Annotated in this window: 10 protein-coding genes; 3 read left to right on the top strand and 7 right to left on the bottom strand. The window is 42.2% G+C overall.

The annotated features are described in order from the left end of the window. Positions 1-346: 346 nt before the first annotated feature. Positions 347-958 carry a GNAT family N-acetyltransferase gene (locus tag QA601_16080; GenBank protein ID MDG5816616.1) on the top strand — a complete coding sequence of 204 codons (612 nt, stop codon included), beginning with the start codon at positions 347-349 and terminating at the stop codon, positions 956-958. Positions 959-1,039: 81 nt separating this feature from the next. Further along, on the top strand, positions 1,040-2,770 hold the full coding sequence (locus tag QA601_16075; protein ID MDG5816615.1) for a family 16 glycosylhydrolase: 1,731 nt from the start codon (positions 1,040-1,042) through the stop codon (positions 2,768-2,770). A gap of 33 nt (positions 2,771-2,803) precedes the next feature. On the opposite strand, the gene QA601_16070 is transcribed toward QA601_16075, so the two are convergent. The 4 genes from QA601_16070 to QA601_16055 form a co-directional block, all read right to left on the bottom strand. Beyond that, positions 2,804-3,619, bottom strand: coding sequence for an ABC transporter permease (locus QA601_16070; GenBank protein ID MDG5816614.1), 816 nt, complete (start codon positions 3,617-3,619; stop codon positions 2,804-2,806). Between the two features lie 12 nt (positions 3,620-3,631). Then, entirely contained in the window at positions 3,632-4,591 is a 960-nt protein-coding gene (locus QA601_16065; GenBank protein ID MDG5816613.1) for an ATP-binding cassette domain-containing protein, read from the bottom strand. A 261-nt stretch (positions 4,592-4,852) separates the two neighbouring features. Further along, a complete protein-coding gene (locus QA601_16060; GenBank protein MDG5816612.1) occupies positions 4,853-7,153 on the bottom strand; it encodes a GGDEF domain-containing protein in 2,301 nt (766 codons plus the stop codon). Between the two features lie 138 nt (positions 7,154-7,291). After that, a complete protein-coding gene (locus QA601_16055) occupies positions 7,292-10,012 on the bottom strand; it encodes a cation-transporting P-type ATPase (GenBank protein MDG5816611.1) in 2,721 nt (906 codons plus the stop codon). Positions 10,013-10,302: 290 nt separating this feature from the next. Between QA601_16055 and QA601_16050 the strand changes: the two genes are divergently transcribed. After that, the gene (locus QA601_16050) at positions 10,303-16,272 is read left to right on the top strand and encodes a glycosyl hydrolase family 8 (GenBank protein MDG5816610.1); all 5,970 of its coding nucleotides are present in this window, start codon (positions 10,303-10,305) and stop codon (positions 16,270-16,272) included. A 94-nt stretch (positions 16,273-16,366) separates the two neighbouring features. Here QA601_16050 and QA601_16045 read toward each other — a convergent pair whose 3' ends face one another. The 3 genes from QA601_16045 to QA601_16035 form a co-directional block, all read right to left on the bottom strand. Next, on the bottom strand, positions 16,367-17,467 hold the full coding sequence (locus QA601_16045) for a TIGR04133 family radical SAM/SPASM protein (GenBank protein ID MDG5816609.1): 1,101 nt from the start codon (positions 17,465-17,467) through the stop codon (positions 16,367-16,369). 81 nt (positions 17,468-17,548) lie between these two features. Continuing rightward, positions 17,549-18,289 carry a T9SS type A sorting domain-containing protein gene (locus QA601_16040; GenBank protein MDG5816608.1) on the bottom strand — a complete coding sequence of 247 codons (741 nt, stop codon included), beginning with the start codon at positions 18,287-18,289 and terminating at the stop codon, positions 17,549-17,551. A gap of 73 nt (positions 18,290-18,362) precedes the next feature. Further along, a complete protein-coding gene (locus QA601_16035; GenBank protein MDG5816607.1) occupies positions 18,363-19,103 on the bottom strand; it encodes a T9SS type A sorting domain-containing protein in 741 nt (246 codons plus the stop codon). Between the last annotated feature and the right edge of the window lie 214 nt (positions 19,104-19,317).

The raw sequence follows: 19,317 nt of genomic DNA, 5'->3' as shown, positions 1-19,317 counted from the left end.
GCCAATGTACAATCCATTTAAGACAGGTTTTCATTGTTAGCAACCACTTACCTTTTCCTTACCTTTTCCTTACCTTTTCCTTACCTTTTCCTTACCTTTTCTCCCTTTGCGCTCTTTGCGCCTTTGCGGTAAAACCTCCTCTCCCCTATCCCTTTCTTTTCTCAGCACCCCTTGCGGTAAAACTTCCCCCTCCCAAATAAACACATAATGCTTGCAAATATCCATAAATAAGCACATTTTATAGTTACTCCGATCATTGGCCGAACATTTTCATTGAAACTTTCTCTGGGAGCACATCCGCAGTTTTATCAAAGTTTTTAACCCTAACAACAACCGAGTACACTATATGGAAAAGCTACACAATCTGAACAAAAGTGATTTAATAAAAGCAACCAACGTCCTCGCTGATGCCTTCAAAGATGATCCTGTCTGGAACAAAGCCTTTGAGCACGAACAGGATTATGAGAATAAGTTTAAATCATTTTTTGAAACCCCACTGAGATATACCGGTAAATATGGAACTATTTTTTCCCCCTCAAAAAATTTGGAGGGTGTTGCAACTCTTATACCCGGTAAATATGCTGATATGACCATTTGGCGAATGATTCTCAGTGGTGCAATGGTAAGTGCGCTGAGAATGGGATCCAACGCATCAAACAGGCTCGCCCCTTTATTCAAGCAGCTTAGCCAGGATCGCAAAAGAATAATGAAAAACAGAAAATTCAACTATCTTTTGATTATTGGGGTAGCTATTAGGTATCAAGGCAAGGGGTATGGAAAAAAACTACTGGATAAAATAACAGAGGTAAGTGATAAAGAGGGAGTAGCAGTGTACCTTGAAACTGAAACCGAAAAAAATGTTCCGCTGTATGAAAAATTCGGGTTTAAGGTTGTAAATAAAATAACCGTTCCCAAAATGGATCTCCCTATGTGGCAAATGGTACGTGAAGTAAATTAGATATCGATATACACATTGATTTTTCTATCACAGTTGATTATCCCTAAGTATCTAAAAACTCATTACCGGAGAGTATACCCATTGAAGCAGCTAATTTGTGTTATTTTCTTCTTTCTTTCTTTTTACACATCGGTGCCAGCATCAGATTGGAATTTAGTGTGGCAGGATAACTTTGATTATAATGGTCCTCCGGATCCTGAGCTGTGGGGTTACGATATCGGTGGTGGTGGTTGGGGCAACAACGAGCTTCAATACTACACCGACAGGCTTGAAAATGTTAGAGTTGAAGATGGTGTTCTTATTATCGAAGCGCGGCATGAACACTATGAAAAATATGAATACACTTCTGCAAGACTCGTTACACGAAACAAAGGCGACTGGCTCTACGGAAAAGTTGAGGTTCGGGCGAAACTGCCCGGTGGAAGAGGTATGTGGCCCGCGATCTGGATGCTGCCTACGGACTGGGAATATGGTGAGTGGCCTGGTAGTGGAGAAATAGACATAATGGAATATGTTGGTTTTGATCCCAACAAAATACACTGGACGGTTCACACTGAAGCTTACAATCATATGAATAACACCGAGAGAGGCAGTTCTGATATTTTTGATGATCCGGAAAACAATTTTTATACTTACGCAATAGAATGGTTTGAAGATAGAATACACTTTTTTGTAGATGATGAACTTCACTTCACCTTCGGAAAAGAAGACAATGCTACATATAGTGAATGGCCTTTTGATAAAAGATTTCATCTGCTCTTAAATATTGCTGTTGGTGGTAACTGGGGCGGATTAGAAGGAGTCGATGATGGTATATTTCCCCAAAGAATGGAAATCGACTATGTGCGGGTATACGAAATGAGGACTCCCCCACCCTATACAATCAATATAGAATCCTCCGTAGGCGGGAAGATAACTGTTTACCCCCTTAAAGATGAATATACTGAAGGTGAATCAGTTGAAATTATGGCTGTTGCAGACTCAGGATACTCTTTTCAAAAAATTTCAGGAAGTATCTACTCATCTCAGGATAGTATAAGAGTCCGCGTGAACCGTGATTTAAACCTTAGTGCTCTTTTTTTAAAAGAAGGTGAAATGATTATAAACGGGGATTTCTCCCAACAGCTGCACTACTGGAGTGAACTTATAACACATAACGGCGCGATTGCAACCGGATCCGCGGAAAATGAAATATTAGAAATTGATATAACAGATGGTGGTGAATCACCCTGGGATGTACAGGTCAATCAGGCCGGACTAAACCTGCTACAGGGCCAAAGGTATGTATTAAGCTTCGATGCGTCTTCTCCTACATCAAATACAATGACTGCAGGTGTAGCAATAAACAGAGATCCCTGGTTTCCCTATTTTTCACAATCAGTTCAGCTAACTGCACAGATGAGCAGCTATCAATTTGAGTTCACAATGGATGATCCAAACGACCCCGCGGCCAGGCTGTTTTTCGATGTCGGAGGTTCTGAAGGTATTATCATCGTCGATAATGTTTCTCTCGTAAGGAAAACCACCACCGTTTCAACAGCTCCTAAAACAATAACAACCGACAGCCCTGTTAGTTCCTTCAATCTGAAACGGAGTACGAATTCACTATCTGATATTTCTCTTTCTATTCCCCAAAACAGTTCCGTAACCCTTTCCTTGCTCAGCCTCAATGGAAGAACAGTTGAAAGCATCCATGGAGGGAGGCTCAAAAAGGGAAAGTATCATTTTACATTTAATGTCCCAAACGGAATCTATTTAATAAAGCTCACACTTGATGGTCAACAGTTTATCAGACCTATGGTGCTGTACTAAAATCCCTTTTACGGTTTTAGCGTACAGGTCGATTCACCGTCCTCCGTGTCGCTTAAAGAGTATCGTCGCAGTCGGCACCGACACTGCAATAATTCCAACAGACCATATCGCAGCCAACCAGCCGTGATCACCCACCGGCATTCCCAGCATCAGTGCGCGTATGGCTTCAATGATATGAGTAACCGGCTGATTTTCTGCGAACCATCGCAGCGGTTGAGGCATAGTCTCAGGTGGCACAAAAGCAGCACTTGCAAATGTTAGGGGGAAAATAATTATAAAACCCAACCAGTTCACCGATTCGATTGTTTTGGCCACCAGCCCCATGATAGCAGAAAGCCATGATATTGCCAGTGTAAAAAGGAAGGAAAGAGCGATGATCAACACCCAGTCAACAATTCGCGCCTGGGGACTGAAACCAATCAGAAAACCAACCATTATAAGTATTATGCCCTGGATCAGATTACGTGCCAAATCAGCAAGCACATGACCGGTTATCGCGGCAGAATTATTTATGGGAAGCGATTTAAAACGATCGGTTATCCCCCGTTGAAGATCAGTTGCAACACTAAGGGAGGTATAAAGTGAGCCAAACGCAAGACTCTGGACTAAAATACCCGGAATTAAAAAATTAAGGTACCCAGCTCCTTCAATCTCTATCGCTCCACCAAAGACATAATAAAAAAGAAGCATAAACATTACAGGTTGAACAGTAAGACCAAGTATCTGATCTCCGTTTTTTATTATATGCAGAAGAGATCGTTTGGTAAGTATCCATGTATCACTAATGGCCCAAAAGATCTCAGAGCGGTCCTGCGCGACGCATCTGTTTTGATTTTCTGATTTATTCATATGTATTCCTGCTTAATCCCCTGTTTGAGAATTTTCTGCCTTATGGCCGGTATAGTATAAGAATACATCATCAAGAGCAGGTTTTCTGATAGAGAACGTTTCAATACTTATCCCCGCATCCTCCACACGATTTAGATTACTCTTAATAGATGAGATACTGCCATCAGATTGTAAACTCACAGCCATACGTTCGGATTCATAGGATACTATTTCACGGGTAAAAGTTTTTTTGAACGTATCCAGATCATTTTCACTTTTAACAATGAACTCAAGACGCTGCTGTCCAACCCGAAGTTTTAACTGATCTGAAGTGCCCTCTGCAATGATATTACCATCATGGATAACAGCAATTTTATTCGCAAGATGATCGGCTTCCTCAAGCTGTTGGGTTGTAAGCAGTATTGTGGTATCTGCTTTCATCATCTCCCTTATAATTTCCCAGGTTGCAAGCCTGCTTCTTGGATCGAGCCCGGTTGTAGGCTCATCTAAAAATATAACGGGAGGTGAAGCAATAAGGCTGGCAGCCAGATCAAGTTTTCTGCGCATGCCACCAGAATATGTTCTAACAGCACGATGTGCCGCTTCAATGAGGTTAAATCTTTCAAGAAGCTCGGCTGAACGACGCTTTGCGTCTCTTTTGCTCAGATGATACAGTCTGCCAATCAGTTCAAGATTCTCTTTTCCGGAAAGATATTCATCAACTGCTGCATACTGCCCGGTAAGTCCGATACTTTTTCTAACCCCCTGAGGATTACAAACCACATCATAACCATTTACAGTTGCTTTGCCGCTGTCGGGTGCGAGAAGTGTACTTAAAATCTTTATTGTAGTTGTTTTGCCGGCACCGTTAGGACCAAGAAGAGCAAGCATAGTCCCTTTTTGAACGGACAGATTCAGTCCATCAAGAACTTTTAGTTTTCCAAACCTTTTAGACAGATTTTCGATTTTTATTATAATTTCAGTATTATTCATTAAAAATAGAGCCTTTGTTTTTTAGCCTAATATTTGTGATCAATAAATATAATCAAAAATGTAGCCTCTGTATACCTTTGAGTAAAAAAAAGATTCAGTACACAATCAATCAGTAAAATTAGTGAGCAAAATATAAAAACTGTGAGTCTAAATATCTTAGGCACACGTCAGGTACACCAGTCGGCTAAAAAGGTTTTTTTTACAGGTAGGCACACAAGATCGGTGAGATCAATACCATAATTATAAAGACTCCTTAAGGCCTTATTCTTTGATATTGCCAACCAACTCAAGATTCATTGCAAAAGAAGCTTTCTTACTCTTTTTCTTTTTATACAGTTTATTATCAGCCTGTGCCAGAAGTTCCTCTATTTCGATATCTTTATCATAATCAAAGGGAACAGCACCAATACTGATAGAAAGGGTATAGGGTTTTTCTGATCTTCTGTTATATTGGTCTATAAAGGAGTAGATCCGACTTTCAAATTTTTTGAGCATGTCCATTGAAGTATTAATGGTAAAAATCGTAAATTCATCACCACCAAGCCTTGCGATGGCATCGTTTTGGCGAAAAGTTCTTCTCAGTATATCGGCAACTGTGATGATCGCCTCATCTCCCTCTTCATGCCCATAGGTATCGTTTATCTGCTTTAAGCCATCCAGATCAGCAAAGAAAAGTATACCATCCTGCTGCATCCTTTTCGCGACACTCATATTGGTTCTTGAGTTCTTAAGAAACCCTCTTCTGTTAAGGAGTCCGGTAAGCTCGTCTGTTTGGGATATATTGTCCAGTTGTTTATTGTAGGTCTCCAGTTCCTCAAGAGCGTACCGTAACTTTTCCTCAATTTTCTGCCGAGAGTTGATAAGATTTGTAAGCTTTAGCGCGCAACTGATCTCTACTACCAATGATTCAAATACACAGGTATCAGGAAGGTTCATCTCACAAACAATAAAACCCTGTCTTTCATCCCTGTAATAGAGAGGTGAAATCACCAGTGAATACCTTCTTTTTTCCGGAAACATTTTTCTGTTCAATATATCCTGCGCGCTTACATTTTTCCCCATTTTGCACTGATTTAAATTAACCTCATTACCATATGCCATAATAAGTCTTACCGGCTTTTTGAGGTTCAGCGCCGCGTTCAGTTTCTGTTTTTGTGGTTTATCGTACAGGTAAATGTAACAGCTTGAGATCCCCATCTTTTTTATTCTGGGAACAATTGATTTTAGCGCTCCATCTCTGTTATAAACATCAGAAATCAAAAGATTGAGCACACTTCTGAGACCTCTTATATCACTTAGATTGCTACTCATGTTTTTAGAATGATATTTCATCACCGATTCCATAAGCACCACTCTAAGTTTATGAAAAAGATCTTCAAGCTGACTGATTAAACCTCCATCAGTTATTGCCTGTACTATCATACTGCGAGAATCGGTTATCATATCCTGCCAATTCATTAATTCATTATCACTAAGCAGCTCACTGCTGAGCTTTAAAGAAAACAGCTTTACCAGGTTTGAAGAAATTTCAGTGATATCTTCACCGCTGATACTCTTTTTATACAGCAACGAAAACAAAGTAGCGATCTGTTGATCATTCACACCACTTTGTGTGTCCACTATAAAGGCAGTAGTACTGATTCCTCTTTTTTTGTTGGAAGACACCGATTCTACTGAACTTAAATTACATCCACACGATTCTCTTATGATACAATCGGTGTTAAGTGTAATATCAGTTACTTCTTTTTTATCTATCAGGTCTGTAGCGAGTTCTAACGCTTTTCTTGCCTGCTGATAGAGCGGCTGGGTTACAGTTGAGAGAGAAGGGGTACAGAATCTGGCACTTTCCACATCATCAAAACCCACAACCGCTATATCACCGGGAACATCTATACCCCTTCTTTTTAACTCATCAATAGCACTCAATGCCATTTCATCATTACCAGCGGCAATGGCATCGAATTGTACTTTTCTTTTATCTATAAGCTCACTAATCGCATCCACACCCGAATATTTGGTAAAATCTCCGGTATATACAAGACTTTTGTCATACTCAATATGGTGTTCTCTAAGAATCGCTTTATAAACATCAAAACGTCCATTTGCTTCACTATTGCTCTCAGGGCCTTTTAAATAGGCGATCCTTTTAATGTTGTGATCAACAATAAGGTGGTTAAGAAGTTTTCTCATTCCAACTTTATTATCGATAAAAACACCGGGAGTATTTTCAAGAGGAATCGAAATGCTAACCACAGGTAGTGGTGAATACTTTGTATAAAAATTCTTAAACTCCTCATCAGTAAGGAAGTTTATCATAGTACCTGATGCGATGATCAGCGCGTCTATATTGGCTCTGTTGGGGAGATCGTATATAACGTTATGCTGGTACTGGTAATCGTAGGGAGCTTTGGGGGATTTACCGGGAAAAAATATAACATTTACATCAGCTTTTTTAGCAGCTTCCGTAATACCCCTGCAAATGGACTGGGTGTATGAGTTTTCCAGCTCTGATATAAACAGTCCTACAGTTTTTCTTTTTTTCCCACTTCCAGCCTGAGCCACTTGTCGCTCCTGTCATTGAGATTTTTATATTCGCTTTCCTTCTACTAAACATCCAGAGCTAAAAGGAAAAAATATTATATAATTATTTAATCTCAATGACAAGGGTATTAAGGCAAAAATTTACAACTATACTCAGTTTTACTTTTTTTCCGCTGTAACGATCCTGACAAAAAACTTTTCTAATTCAACCAGAAAAAACAGTATTAGCCCCGCGCCAATCATCGGTAACCAGTGTACAGCAGCTATTCCTTCGGTTCCAAACCAGGTCTGAAAAAGCGGTAGATAGGTAAAAAGAGCTTGGAACAGCACTATCGCTAAAACAGTCCCCCATACATACTTAGTAGCGATTATACCCTTGAAATTAATAACGGAAGCTTTTAAAAACCTGCTGTTAAAGAGGTAAAATACTTCACCTGCAATAAGTGTATTAACAGCCATTGTACTTGCGTATTCATAAGAATAACCGCGGGAGAAAAAAGTAAACATAGAAAGAGAGAGGATATTAAGCAAAACAGAAACATAGGTAATTCTCAGAAGCATACTTTTGGATAACAGTGGGTCTTTGGGGTTTCTTGGTTTCCGTTTCATTACATCTTTTTCCATTGGTTCAAAGGCAAGAGCCAATGCAAGAGTTACGGCTGTAACCATATTTACCCATAAAATCTGAGCTGGTGTGATAGGTAAAACTATCCCCAGAAGAATAGCGGTAATAATTATCAGCCCCTGCCCGCCATTGGTTGGCAGGATAAAAAGGAGTGATTTTCTTAGGTTATCATAAACAGTTCTTCCCTCTTCTACAGCATTGGTAATTGAAGAGAAGTTATCATCTGCAAGGACCATCACCGCCGCTTCCTTTGAGGCTTCGGTGCCCTTTATGCCCATCGCGATACCAATATCGGCTCTCTTTAGCGCCGGTGCGTCATTTACCCCATCACCGGTCATCGCGGTTACCCTGCCCTTTTTTTGAAGCGCCTGTACCAAACGAAGCTTATGCTCTGGACTGACTCGCGCAAAAACATCAACCCGCTCAGCTATGTCAGGCAGGTCATTATCATCGGTCTCATCAAGCTCAGGTCCACTCATAACAGTTTTACCATCACCTATACCTATTTTTGAAGCAATGGCTCTGGCGGTGAGTGCATGATCTCCGGTAATCATCTTCACCCTGACACCTGCTTCCCTGCACTCCTGCACCGAAGCGATCACCTCTTCCCGTGGCGGATCGATAAGTCCTACCATACCAAGAAGTGTAAAACCATCTGCTGTTTCAGCAAAATCTATTTCACTCTGATCGTTACCGACCTCCTTGAAGGCAATCGCAAGAAGCCTAAGTCCCTCTGATGCCACATTTGAAGAGTTGGTGTCCCACCACTCCCTGTCAATCTCTTCACTTTTGCCTTCACCAAGGCCCTGGTACTGACATCTGGACAACACCCGCTCCGGGGCACCCTTTAGAAATATTATCCTGCTCTTTGAACCTTCGCCAGCCTCGTTAAGGGTTGCCATAAATTTGTGCTCCGATTCAAACGGCAGCGTATCCACTCGTTTAAAAGAAGGATCGGTTTTAAGTGATGCTTTTGTAGCCAATGTTATAAGCGCCCCTTCAGTCGGTGCTCCTTCAATACTCCATCCCTCTTCTTTATCCTTCTTCAACCGGGCATCATTACAAAGCATACATGCACGTAAAAGCAACTCAACATTTTTATCCTCAAGTGGATCGGTCTTTTTACCATCAAGCAAAAATTCTCCCTCTGGCGCATACCCTCCACCGCTAACTTCCAACGCTGTATTACGTGTCAGTATTTTTTTAGCGGTCATCTCACCTTTGGTCAAAGTCCCTGTTTTATCTGAACAGATAACCGATACAGAGCCAAGAGTCTCGACTCCCGGAAGAAGCCGTATGATAGCATTACGACTTGCCATACGCTGTACCCCAATGGCCAGAATTATGGTAATAATCGCAGGCAAACCTTCAGGAATAGCTGCCACTGCCAATCCTACAACCGCTAAGAATATTTCATCTAATTGATAATCCGCAATAAAATACCCCACTAAGAAGGTAACCACACCGAAGGCAAGAATGATAGCTGTAAGCTGACGTCCAAACTTCGCGATCTGTTTTAAAAGCGGGGTGGTAATTGTTTTAACTTCAGAAAGCATGGTATTAATTTTTCCAAGCTCTGTTGAGGAGCCGGTGGCACATACAACACCGGTTCCCTGGCCTGAAGATACGATTGTTCCCGAGTAGGCCATAGAGAAACGATCACCCAGTGGAGTGTTTTCATCAAGGGCTTCAGTATTCTTCTCTACCTCCTCCGATTCACCAGTCAAAGACGCCTCATTTACCCTTAAAGACTTAACATCAAGTAATCGTACATCAGCGGGAACCTTATCACCCGATTTTAATTTAATAATATCACCGGGAACGAGCACCTCCCCCGCCACTTCATGATACGCTCCGTCCCTCTTTACGTGAGCATACATGGAGAGCATCTTTTTTACCGCCTCAAGCGCCTTTTCTGCCTTACCCTCCTGAAGAAAGCCGATGGCAGAGTTAATTATCACCACCGCAAGAATAATCCAGGTATCTACCCAGTGATCCAGTAAAGCTGTAATGACAGCAGCCACCAAAAGTACATAGATGAGGATATTATTGAAGTGTTTGAGGAATTTGAGGAAAGGATGAAGGTCTTTTTTTTGAGGAAGACGATTTGGTCCGTACTTTGAGAGCCGCGCTTCAGCCTCAAGCTCCTTTAAGCCCTTTTGTGAGGTACCCAGTGAAGCGAGGACCTTTTCTGGCGAATAAGCGTAGGGTTTTGCAAGTACATCATCGGTCTTAGGTACAGAATTTTTATTCATATAATCACCTGTTTGTTGGGAACGAATTGATTTGCATTAATTAAGCAGAGGTATGATAATATAATGTATAGATATAAAACAGTCAAATATGCTAGTGTTGACCGGGTGTCACCCTGTTTAGAGTAATACTGCAGTTGGCATCCCTGACAACACTATTACAACACTTATAAAACTTCTTCATTTCTATTAAAACTTTATGCACTATATTATAAATACACCATTATTGTTAATACACCTTAGAAAATCCTATACCAGTTATTTATTCGCTTAAACTTTAAGGCTGGGGTAACATGAACATATACCGATACCTACTATGTAGCCTCCTTTTGGCGTTTTTTTCCACTGCAGCACAGACTGAAAGTGATGATGATGAAGGACTGTTTGCAGACAGTGACGTTATTGAAATCCACATAAACTCAGGAGACCCGGCGTTTCCCTTTCCTCAGTTCCTTCCCTACGAAAATAAAGACCAAACGCTGCATAATCTGGGCACACAAAACAGTGCCGGGGTCCCCCATGCGGAGATGGAACGTACCATGAGAGAAGCGTACAGAATTATGATGAACCGCGCAGTATATCCCGGTGGTGGTGTGGATGGAACCGATTATGTCTATTTTCGTTCAATCCCCTCCTGTACCGAAGGAACGGGCTATGCCATGCTCGCTGCAGTAGCTATGGCAGACAAAGTCACCTTCGACGGACTATGGCTTTGGCTTCATGATAATGCAATGAACAATGTGCGCCGCTACAGTGATTGTGAGGAATCAAGCCCCGGGTATCGCTACAGCCAGCTACCTGGCTGGACTCATGAAACCCACGAAAACTCTGCGGCAGATGGAGATTTCGACATTGCCCTGGCACTCCTTTATGCCTACAAGCAGTGGGGGGAATATATGGGCATAGATGATGCCTGTGGTAACCCTATCTCCTACAAAAAGGCTGCTATTGATTTTATCAAAGCTATGACTGATACCATTCAGTTTGTTGAAAATGATAATTACGTCAGTGGAAACATTGGACTCGACGGATACTTCAAAGGTGGCGATTCGTGGCAGGAATTAACAGATTGGGCCAGTGATCCCTCAAGAACCAGCTTTTCCTTTTTCCCCGAAGCACGTGGTCCCCGTAACCAGTACTTTGATTACACCGCCCCTGCGTACTTTCACCAGTTCCGCAAATTTCTAAGCAAAGAAGATGAAGTTGCTCACCAGTGGAATATTATGCAGTATCATCGGGGTGAAGCATCATCAGACTGGCTGATCGGGCAATTGTATGAACAGGATGAGAGAAATATCCCCTTTGCAGGTGACGTTGCGATCGGTGAAAACAACGTGCCGGAATTTGGAAATGTAATTCCTGCTGAAGATATCCGCCTTCCATGGCGTACAATTCTAAACTACGTCTGGCATGGAAACCCCACCTATACCTGGGATCCCCACACTCACCAGGTTATAGAAGATCAACCTAATACTTTTCAAAGAGATATGGCGCTTCGATATGCCCGGTTTCTATGGGATAACAGACAGGATCCCTGGAATAATCCCTGTGTTGAAGGGGCAAGTGAAATGTTTACCTACTGGGGACCTCAGGTCCTTTGGACTGACTGGGATCTGGATGGAAGTAATGGAAGGTGGTTTTTCCTTAACTGGATATCCGGCACCGGTGCTCCGTCTGCGGTAGTTTCACAAGACTTTGACCTAATGTCAGATATGTTCAGAAAGTGTGAAATAGAGTGGGATGTGGAAGATCCCGGTGAGGGATACCTTTCAAGTACTCCTTTCTATTTTCATGGATGGTTCAGGCTTCTTGGAATGCTGGTTTTAAGTGGAAACTATCATGCACCTTCAGAGATGACTCCTTCTGCCAATATGAAAGTATACCTTGATATCGATAAAACGTTTGGATTTGAGGGTGATACTGTTACCTATACAATCGATTACCGCAATTTCGGTTCAATCGATGCCCGGGATGTAGTAATTGTGGACACACTGCATCAGGATTTTGAATTTATAGAAGCATCTGGTCCGGTCTCTTACGATCCCTCGTCCCATGTGGTAACATGGAATATTGGTACGGTCCCCGGCTTTAGGTCTGCTACCGGAATCCCCCCAACAAAGGGCCAGGTTGAGTTAGTGGTAAGAGTGGCTCAGGCCACTCAGGAACAGTATCGTAACCGTGTAACTATCAGCTGTTCCAACGGAACTGGATGGACTTCAAACGATTACCCTAACAATATCACCACAGTAATGGAGCGCAACCATCTTGACATCGCAAGCCGTGCGCTGGTAATCGAAAAATCCGCTTCGGCTCAAAGAGTAAACCCCGGTGATACAGTGCAATTTAACGTCGATTTTGAGAACACTTCTGAGGCTGGCTGGATAGACGGAGGCAGGCCTGGTGTTCATTTTTCCTATTCAGGTTCTTCAGAACCGAAGGGTACCATGAATACCATGCGTCTGCGCTTATTCCATGACGCTAATGAAGCCTACATAGATTATGGTAACTATCGTATCTCCTACTTTCTCTTTGACCCGGGACTTACGTGTTACGCAGGTGAACCCGACTGTCAAAACGGCTGGCAAGTAATGCCCACTATTGTTGAGGGTATAGAAGAAGAACACATAAATATTTTTCAGGAAAATATTACCGCTGGTGAAGATTCCCGTGGCAAGTGGAATCAACGAATCGTGGTTCAATTCTCCGATCCGGAGGATCCAGACAGAATAGAAAACCTCTCTACAGTCGATCACCATCTAAGAGAATATGCAGGGATGACACAACGGATTCATCGCGGAGGCACAATGCCACTTCGACTGGTCTGGTTTTTAAATCCAAGCACCTGGGTAGATGTTGACTGGAGTGAAGACTGGTCCTATAATCCCGATGCGGACGATGATGACGACGGGCGGTACTGGCCAATTACAAACGACTGGACCGATCCGGACAACCCCGATGTTCCCGTCAACAGATGGGATCCTAAAAGTTGTGAAGTACCATCACAAACTATAGACAATGTTCTTATCGAAGAATGGGATGGGTATACATGGAGAAGAGTTGCCGGAGACGGACCTACTCCCGGAAGAGATATATCAAATGTTGTAATAAGAGACACAATACCGCCTCAGTTCACATTTCTCGATTTCGTGGGTGAAGCGCCTCTTGGAGTCGATCCTCAAATAGATGGCAATGTGATTACCTGGACTATTCCACGACTGCAAATTGAGCAAAAAGGTACTATACGCTACCTGGTAAGAGCTGAAGGTGATTGTCCTGCTCAGGACATAAGCACAACTCCAAGAGCATGGATTAACGCTGACAGGGAATCTGCTGTTTCTGACAGCGCACCGGTTACTATTACCTGCCGCCCTGTAAGCCCGCCTCCACCGCCTCCCACTACTATGGATAAGCAATCAAACAGCTCCTTTTACCAGGTAGGCGACACAATCCACTATACCATTACTTATGAACAAACTCACGGCTCAATCATTACTGATGCCTCTGATCCTCAAAACTGGACCGATATAGCTGATAACGGTTTATTAAGCATCGATTCAGATGGTGTCATCAGTATTGACCGACGTGACGCAATGATGGTTTACAGGTATTCGTACGGCATAAACGGAACCATTAGCGCACTCATCGATCCACAACCATACAGTGAATTCTCTATTATTGCCAGAAACAGCGGATCAGACTACATCGATATCAGATTAAAACAGGAATATGGTGATATGCTGGTTTCATTCTATAATAATGAAGCACAGGTAGGCCATGAACAAACCTTCTCTTACAGCAATTTTCCCGATGCGTTTAATCTGAAAATTGAACTCAATGAAGACACGATCAGCCTTTGGGCTGGAGATACTTCTGCCACCCTACCCAATGTAAGACAGAGTGGATTTGACATACGATCCGGCTATGCAGGAATCAGAAGCGGTAATGACCTTGGAGGAACTGTAAGCAACTGGGGTTCACATCTTGACGCGGGATTGGATGTAGCTATTGAGGATCCACTTCCCGAGGGCCTCTCATTTATATCTGCGGGGGGGGAAATCACTTCAGGGGTGCTGCGGGGAACAACGCTTTCGGCAGAGTTTTCTGATAACACCGTACGTTGGCCGGTGGTAAGCGGCGACTCATGGTTATATTATGGCGACTCGGTGACCGTGTGGTTTAGCGCACTCTACGAAAGTTATGTGGAAGATACAATTATAAACACCGCGTACGCTCAACTTAGAGGACATGGCAGCAGATCAATTGCGGCACAGGATAGAACACCTGTTCAGATCCAAACCGGACCTCCCTACAGAGTACATATTATTACAGATACTTCTGATATAGACATGAGGCATTACGACAACATTGGCACTGTTATACTTGATGAGATCACATCACGGATAAATCTCTTTGCCGTAATAAGAGATGAATACGGAAACTTTATCTCACCTGCCACATCTGCGCATTGGATGAGCCTTGATGAAACAGTGGTAAGTGCTTCAGGTATTGATTCTGAAGGATTTGTTGGAGAGATTATTCAGACCGGTGAAGGTGAGACTGCTGTTATCGCATCACAAAACGAACTGAAACCGGATACAGTCATACTAAAAACTGTTGAAGCACCACCGTGGCCTATAATCGTAGAAGCTATTATGGGTGACAGAGATGGTAACATTATACCTGATCATATAAGTATTACTTTGACAGAAAACTTTGGTACAAACCAGAATCTGAAGCATGTCGAAATTAACTACAGAGGTGAGAGATACACTATTCCTGCTTCAGAAACGACACTTAATGGAACAGAATTATATGTTCCCTTCGTTACCGTTTACGGAGAAGATCCTGTTCCTGAGGGTGAAGTTACCATCGTAATGGATATTGATGGTGAAGAGAAAAGATCCTCCAGAGAATTTACCGATGGTGTTGGGCCCGCGTTGAGAAGTGCGTTTCTTGCCGAAAACCTAAACACTGATATCGATACGCTTATACTGCAATTCACCGAAGAAATAGATCCAAATACCCTCACTGGTAACTCTCTTGAACTGATATATAATTCAGCAGATACTACTACTCTTTTGGTGGTATACGTAATCGAATCTGATGATAATACTACTGTAAGTGTACTAATAGTAGCAGATGAGAGCGTATCAATTTCGGAAGGTGATTTGTTAAGGCTGGTACCTGGTGAACGGGGCGGAAGAATTACTGATTTGGCAAATAACACTCCGCACCTGCTAAACCCTGCAGTGATAATCAGAGGGAGGCCGGGCAGGCCAGTTGAAGCGTGGTATGTTGACGAAAGCGCTGATGGTGTTGTTGACGCTGTTTATATGAAGTTTTCTAAACCAGTCATAACAGATGAACTACTCTTCTCTTTGGCATTTGGAGGGCCCGAGAGAATAGATAATCTCTCAGACCAGGAGTATTTTTCTGTTCAGCAAAATGATTCCTTGCTTAAAATTTATCTTCCAGAAAGTTTTAAAACCCAAACAGGTATAAGAACTGCAGGATATATGCACTCAAGTATCTCATACACCCCATTCCCTCAGTACGAATGGGGTATAGAAGTAAAAGATAGTGCCGCCCCCGTTATTATGGAAGCATCCATTACCGCTGGCATAAGCGATAATAGTCAAGAAAAATGGACCGATACACTTACTGTATTTTTCAGTGAAAACGTTGTCATTGAAAATAACAGTAACCCATTTCTACTTCTTAGGCCACCAAATCCACGATATACTTTTGATGACCTTCAGCCGCATAACGTAAGTGGCAGTCGGGCACGGTTTACCTTTCAAACAACCTCACCGGTTGATTACCCGCTTAGTGGGGATATGATTTGGATAAACCCGGAAAACCCGGTTGCCGATATGCAGGGAAACAGGCAAACCAACAGTGCAAACAGAAGAGTAGAAGTAACAATCGAATCTGAGGGTTCAAAATGGCGGGTTGATGCGGCTCCGGTACCATTCAACCCTGAATATGCCCGTACCATTCACTTCTTTGTTACCCCCGAAAACCGAACACGGTACAGACCCAATGTCAAAGAGGCTTATATTACAATCTATGATGCTCTTGGTAATGTAGTTTTGCCTAAAGCAGAGCTAATCAGCACCCGGGATGGTTTTAAGTATGACTGGGATGTAACAAATACCAGAGGAAGAAAGGTGGGAACCGGATCGTATCTGGCAATAGTATCTATAACGGATAGTGATTCAGGAAGAAGCAACCCAAGTACAATGATTGGAATTGTAAGATAGGGAAAATGTATCAGCCTTCCCGCACGAACACCCCTTGTGGGTATATCAAGGCCCTCTTGTACGGACACCCCTTGTGGGTGTCCGTCCCTCAATCTCACACATCCCCTTTTTTCATTTCATTGTATTCGCAGTAAAGAAGCTCTCCGCTTTTCTCCGTTCTTATATGCAAACCACTGCCAAAGCAGTATTTCCATACCTTGCACGTTTTGCATGCACCTGTTCTCAGCCATGACCTGTTTCTCATTACCTTATAGCGATTGTTCCATACCTGCAAAAAATCATCTTTGTAAATATTTCCCTGTATATAATCCGCTCTCAGGGAGGGACAGGCACTGATAGAGCCATCAACAAGCACCGAACCAATACTTATCCCCGCTCTGCAGTAATGCGGTGCGGACCGTACTTTCATTTCGTAGTTTCCCAAAAAACCCTGGCAACCATAGGAAGCCTCAATTTGCCCTTCTGACCTGGTGCGTTTTATAAACTCCATCAGCTGGTGTAATTGTTGGGGTTGTAACGTAAGCTCTGTATTGCTGCTTGCCCGTCCCTTGGGAAAGATCGAAGCCAATCGCCACCGTTTAACTCCAAGCTTAACCAGAAGTTTTTTTATTCCCTCAAGATTACCTATATTCCTTTGGTTTACACAAGTTACAATGTCGAAGATAATACGTTTTTTACCTTCAGCTTTAACTGCGTATTTAATGGTTTCAATGGCCCGGTTATAGGAATCTTTTTTTCCTCTGAACCAATCATGGTCCTCTTTAAAACCATCAAGACTGATCGCCATACTAACAAGCCCGGCCCCAAGAAGCTCATCAAACCGATCTTTGTTCATCAGGTAGCCATTGGTAACAATACCCCATCGAAACCCACGTTTTCTGATTTCTTGCCCGGCTATTGCAAGATCTTTGCGCATCAGGGGCTCACCACCGGTAATTGCCACAATGATTCTGGAAGGATCATGGGTTTTCTTTATTGAATCCAGTACAGCTAAAAAATCTTCAAGAGGCATATCAGAAATAGTGTTATCACTTGAACAATCACTTCCACAATGAAGACAGGAAAGATTGCATTTCAGTGTGCACTCCCAGAAGAGATAGCGTAGTTCATGGGCCCTTGCCTCTGCCTTTTTTTTGGACGAGTAAAGCCTCAGTGCTATTTTTTCTCTTAACAGCAAATTAGTACATTTGTTCATTTTGTTACTCATAGAGAGGTAGTTTAGTTTTAGAATGAATGCTCAGGTGTTCAGTGTTACAAATTGATTAATATACCAGCACTATTTTACCACTATGCGCATACTGACATCACGCACTTTATTGTTCAGTCTTAAAAGGTAGACTCCTTTGGGCACGTTTTGAGTATCCCAGGAGATAACTCCGGTATGTGATGCCTGTAACCTGGCAATAGTTTTTCCTTTAAGGTCGATTACTGAAATACTGGATGTCTTAGCGCCATTCCAGTCGGTAATCTTTACAGTTATAGTCCTTCCCTGTGTCACCTGAAGCTGTCGTTTTTCTGAAGGTGATGCCTCCTGCCGGCTAACCTGCGTATTTTGTAGCGGAGATAGATAAAATGAATATACAGAATCCTTCTGTGAAACATAGTAGAAGGGTTCGCTTACATGGAATACCGTTTCACCCGAATCGTTTTCTATGTTAGATGTAATATTGGAAAAATAATCGAATGTTACCTCAAAGTAGCCATCTTCATCGGTGTATGTTGAATCACGAGGAAAGTAGAAGTATTCATCTTCCCATGGTTCCATTACACCATATAAAGGTGCACTATAGGTAGCGAAGTATATTTTCGAATTAGCAACAACTGATGAATCCAATGCTTTAAAAGCTCTTCCTCTGAGTTTAGGTGAACTATCAGATAGATTCTCATTTGCGGACATTTTCTGAGCCTGTCCACTTGCAACGCAGAAAAGAGCAAACAGCAGTGCAATAACTTTACTGTAAAGTGTAAATGCTGAGCGCCAGGACCAAAGTGAGGCTTTTAGAATAGTTTTTCCCACGAAAAGCTCCTTGGATGATGGGTGGTGTGATCAATTGAGTGTTACATGTTTAGTGTTGATTAATATACCACTACTATTTTACCACTATGCGCATACTAATATCACGCACGTTATTGTTCAGTCTTAAAAAGTAGACTCCTTTGGGCACGTTTTGAGTATCCCAGGAGATAACTCCGGTATGTGATGCCTGTAACCTGGCAATAGTTTTTCCTTTAAGGTCGATTACTGAAATACTGGATGTCTTAGCGCCATTCCAGTCGGTAATTTTTATCGATATAGTCCTTCCCTGTGTCACCTGAAGCTGTCGTTTTTCTGAAGGTGCTGCCTGCCGGCTAACCTGCGTACTTTGTAACGGAGATAGATAGAATGAATAGACAGAATCCTTATGTGGAATGTCGTAGAAGGGTTCGCTTGCATGGAACACCGTTTCACCCGAATCGTTTTCTATGTTAGACGTAAAAACAGGTGGATATATTTCGATTGATATCTCAAAGTAGCCATTTTCGTCGGTGTAGGTTGAATCACGAGAAGGATAGATGTTTTCCGGGTCCTGTGGTCCAATTACACCATATAATGGTATGTTATCGTCAGATAAGTAAAGTTTCGAATTAGCAATGATCGATGAATCTGACGCTTTAAAAGCTCTTCCTCTAAATTTAGGTGAACTATCGGATAGATTCTCATTTGCGGACATTTTCTGAGCCTGTCCACTTGCAATGCAGAAAAGAGCAAACAGCAGTGCAATAACTTTACTGTAAAGTGTAAATGCTGAGCGCCAGGACCAAAGTGAGGCTTTTAGAATAGTTTTTTCCACGAAAAACTCCTTGGATGATGGGTGGTGTGAGCTTTGAGCGTTAACTATTTAGTGTTGAATATGTTCTCCAGGGATCATTGCTTCAGGTAAAAATATTTGTCCAAGACTTTCTGTAATAATTACTTGTTGTGCTTTGATGTAATCAAAAATAAAGTAAACAGGTCAACAATTGATCAAAACCAGATAACAAATTTGATCATGGAACACTGTTACA

It is taken from the genome of Chitinispirillales bacterium ANBcel5 (assembly GCA_029688955.1).
In the GTDB taxonomy this organism is placed as follows: domain Bacteria; phylum Fibrobacterota; class Chitinivibrionia; order Chitinivibrionales; family Chitinispirillaceae; genus Cellulosispirillum; species Cellulosispirillum alkaliphilum.
This window is presented reverse-complemented; position numbering and strand designations above follow the sequence as displayed.

What these genes read in the sequence shown, in the direction of transcription:
- QA601_16080 (MDG5816616.1), top strand. Translation starts at nt 347, where the DNA reads ATGGAAAAGCTACACAATCTGAACAAAAGTGATTTAATAAAAGCAACC.
- QA601_16050 (MDG5816610.1), top strand. Translation starts at nt 10,303, where the DNA reads ATGAACATATACCGATACCTACTATGTAGCCTCCTTTTGGCGTTTTTT.
- QA601_16045 (MDG5816609.1), bottom strand. Translation starts at nt 17,467, where the DNA reads ATGAACAAATGTACTAATTTGCTGTTAAGAGAAAAAATAGCACTGAGG.
- QA601_16055 (MDG5816611.1), bottom strand. Translation starts at nt 10,012, where the DNA reads ATGAATAAAAATTCTGTACCTAAGACCGATGATGTACTTGCAAAACCC.
- QA601_16065 (MDG5816613.1), bottom strand. Translation starts at nt 4,591, where the DNA reads ATGAATAATACTGAAATTATAATAAAAATCGAAAATCTGTCTAAAAGG.
- QA601_16070 (MDG5816614.1), bottom strand. Translation starts at nt 3,619, where the DNA reads ATGAATAAATCAGAAAATCAAAACAGATGCGTCGCGCAGGACCGCTCT.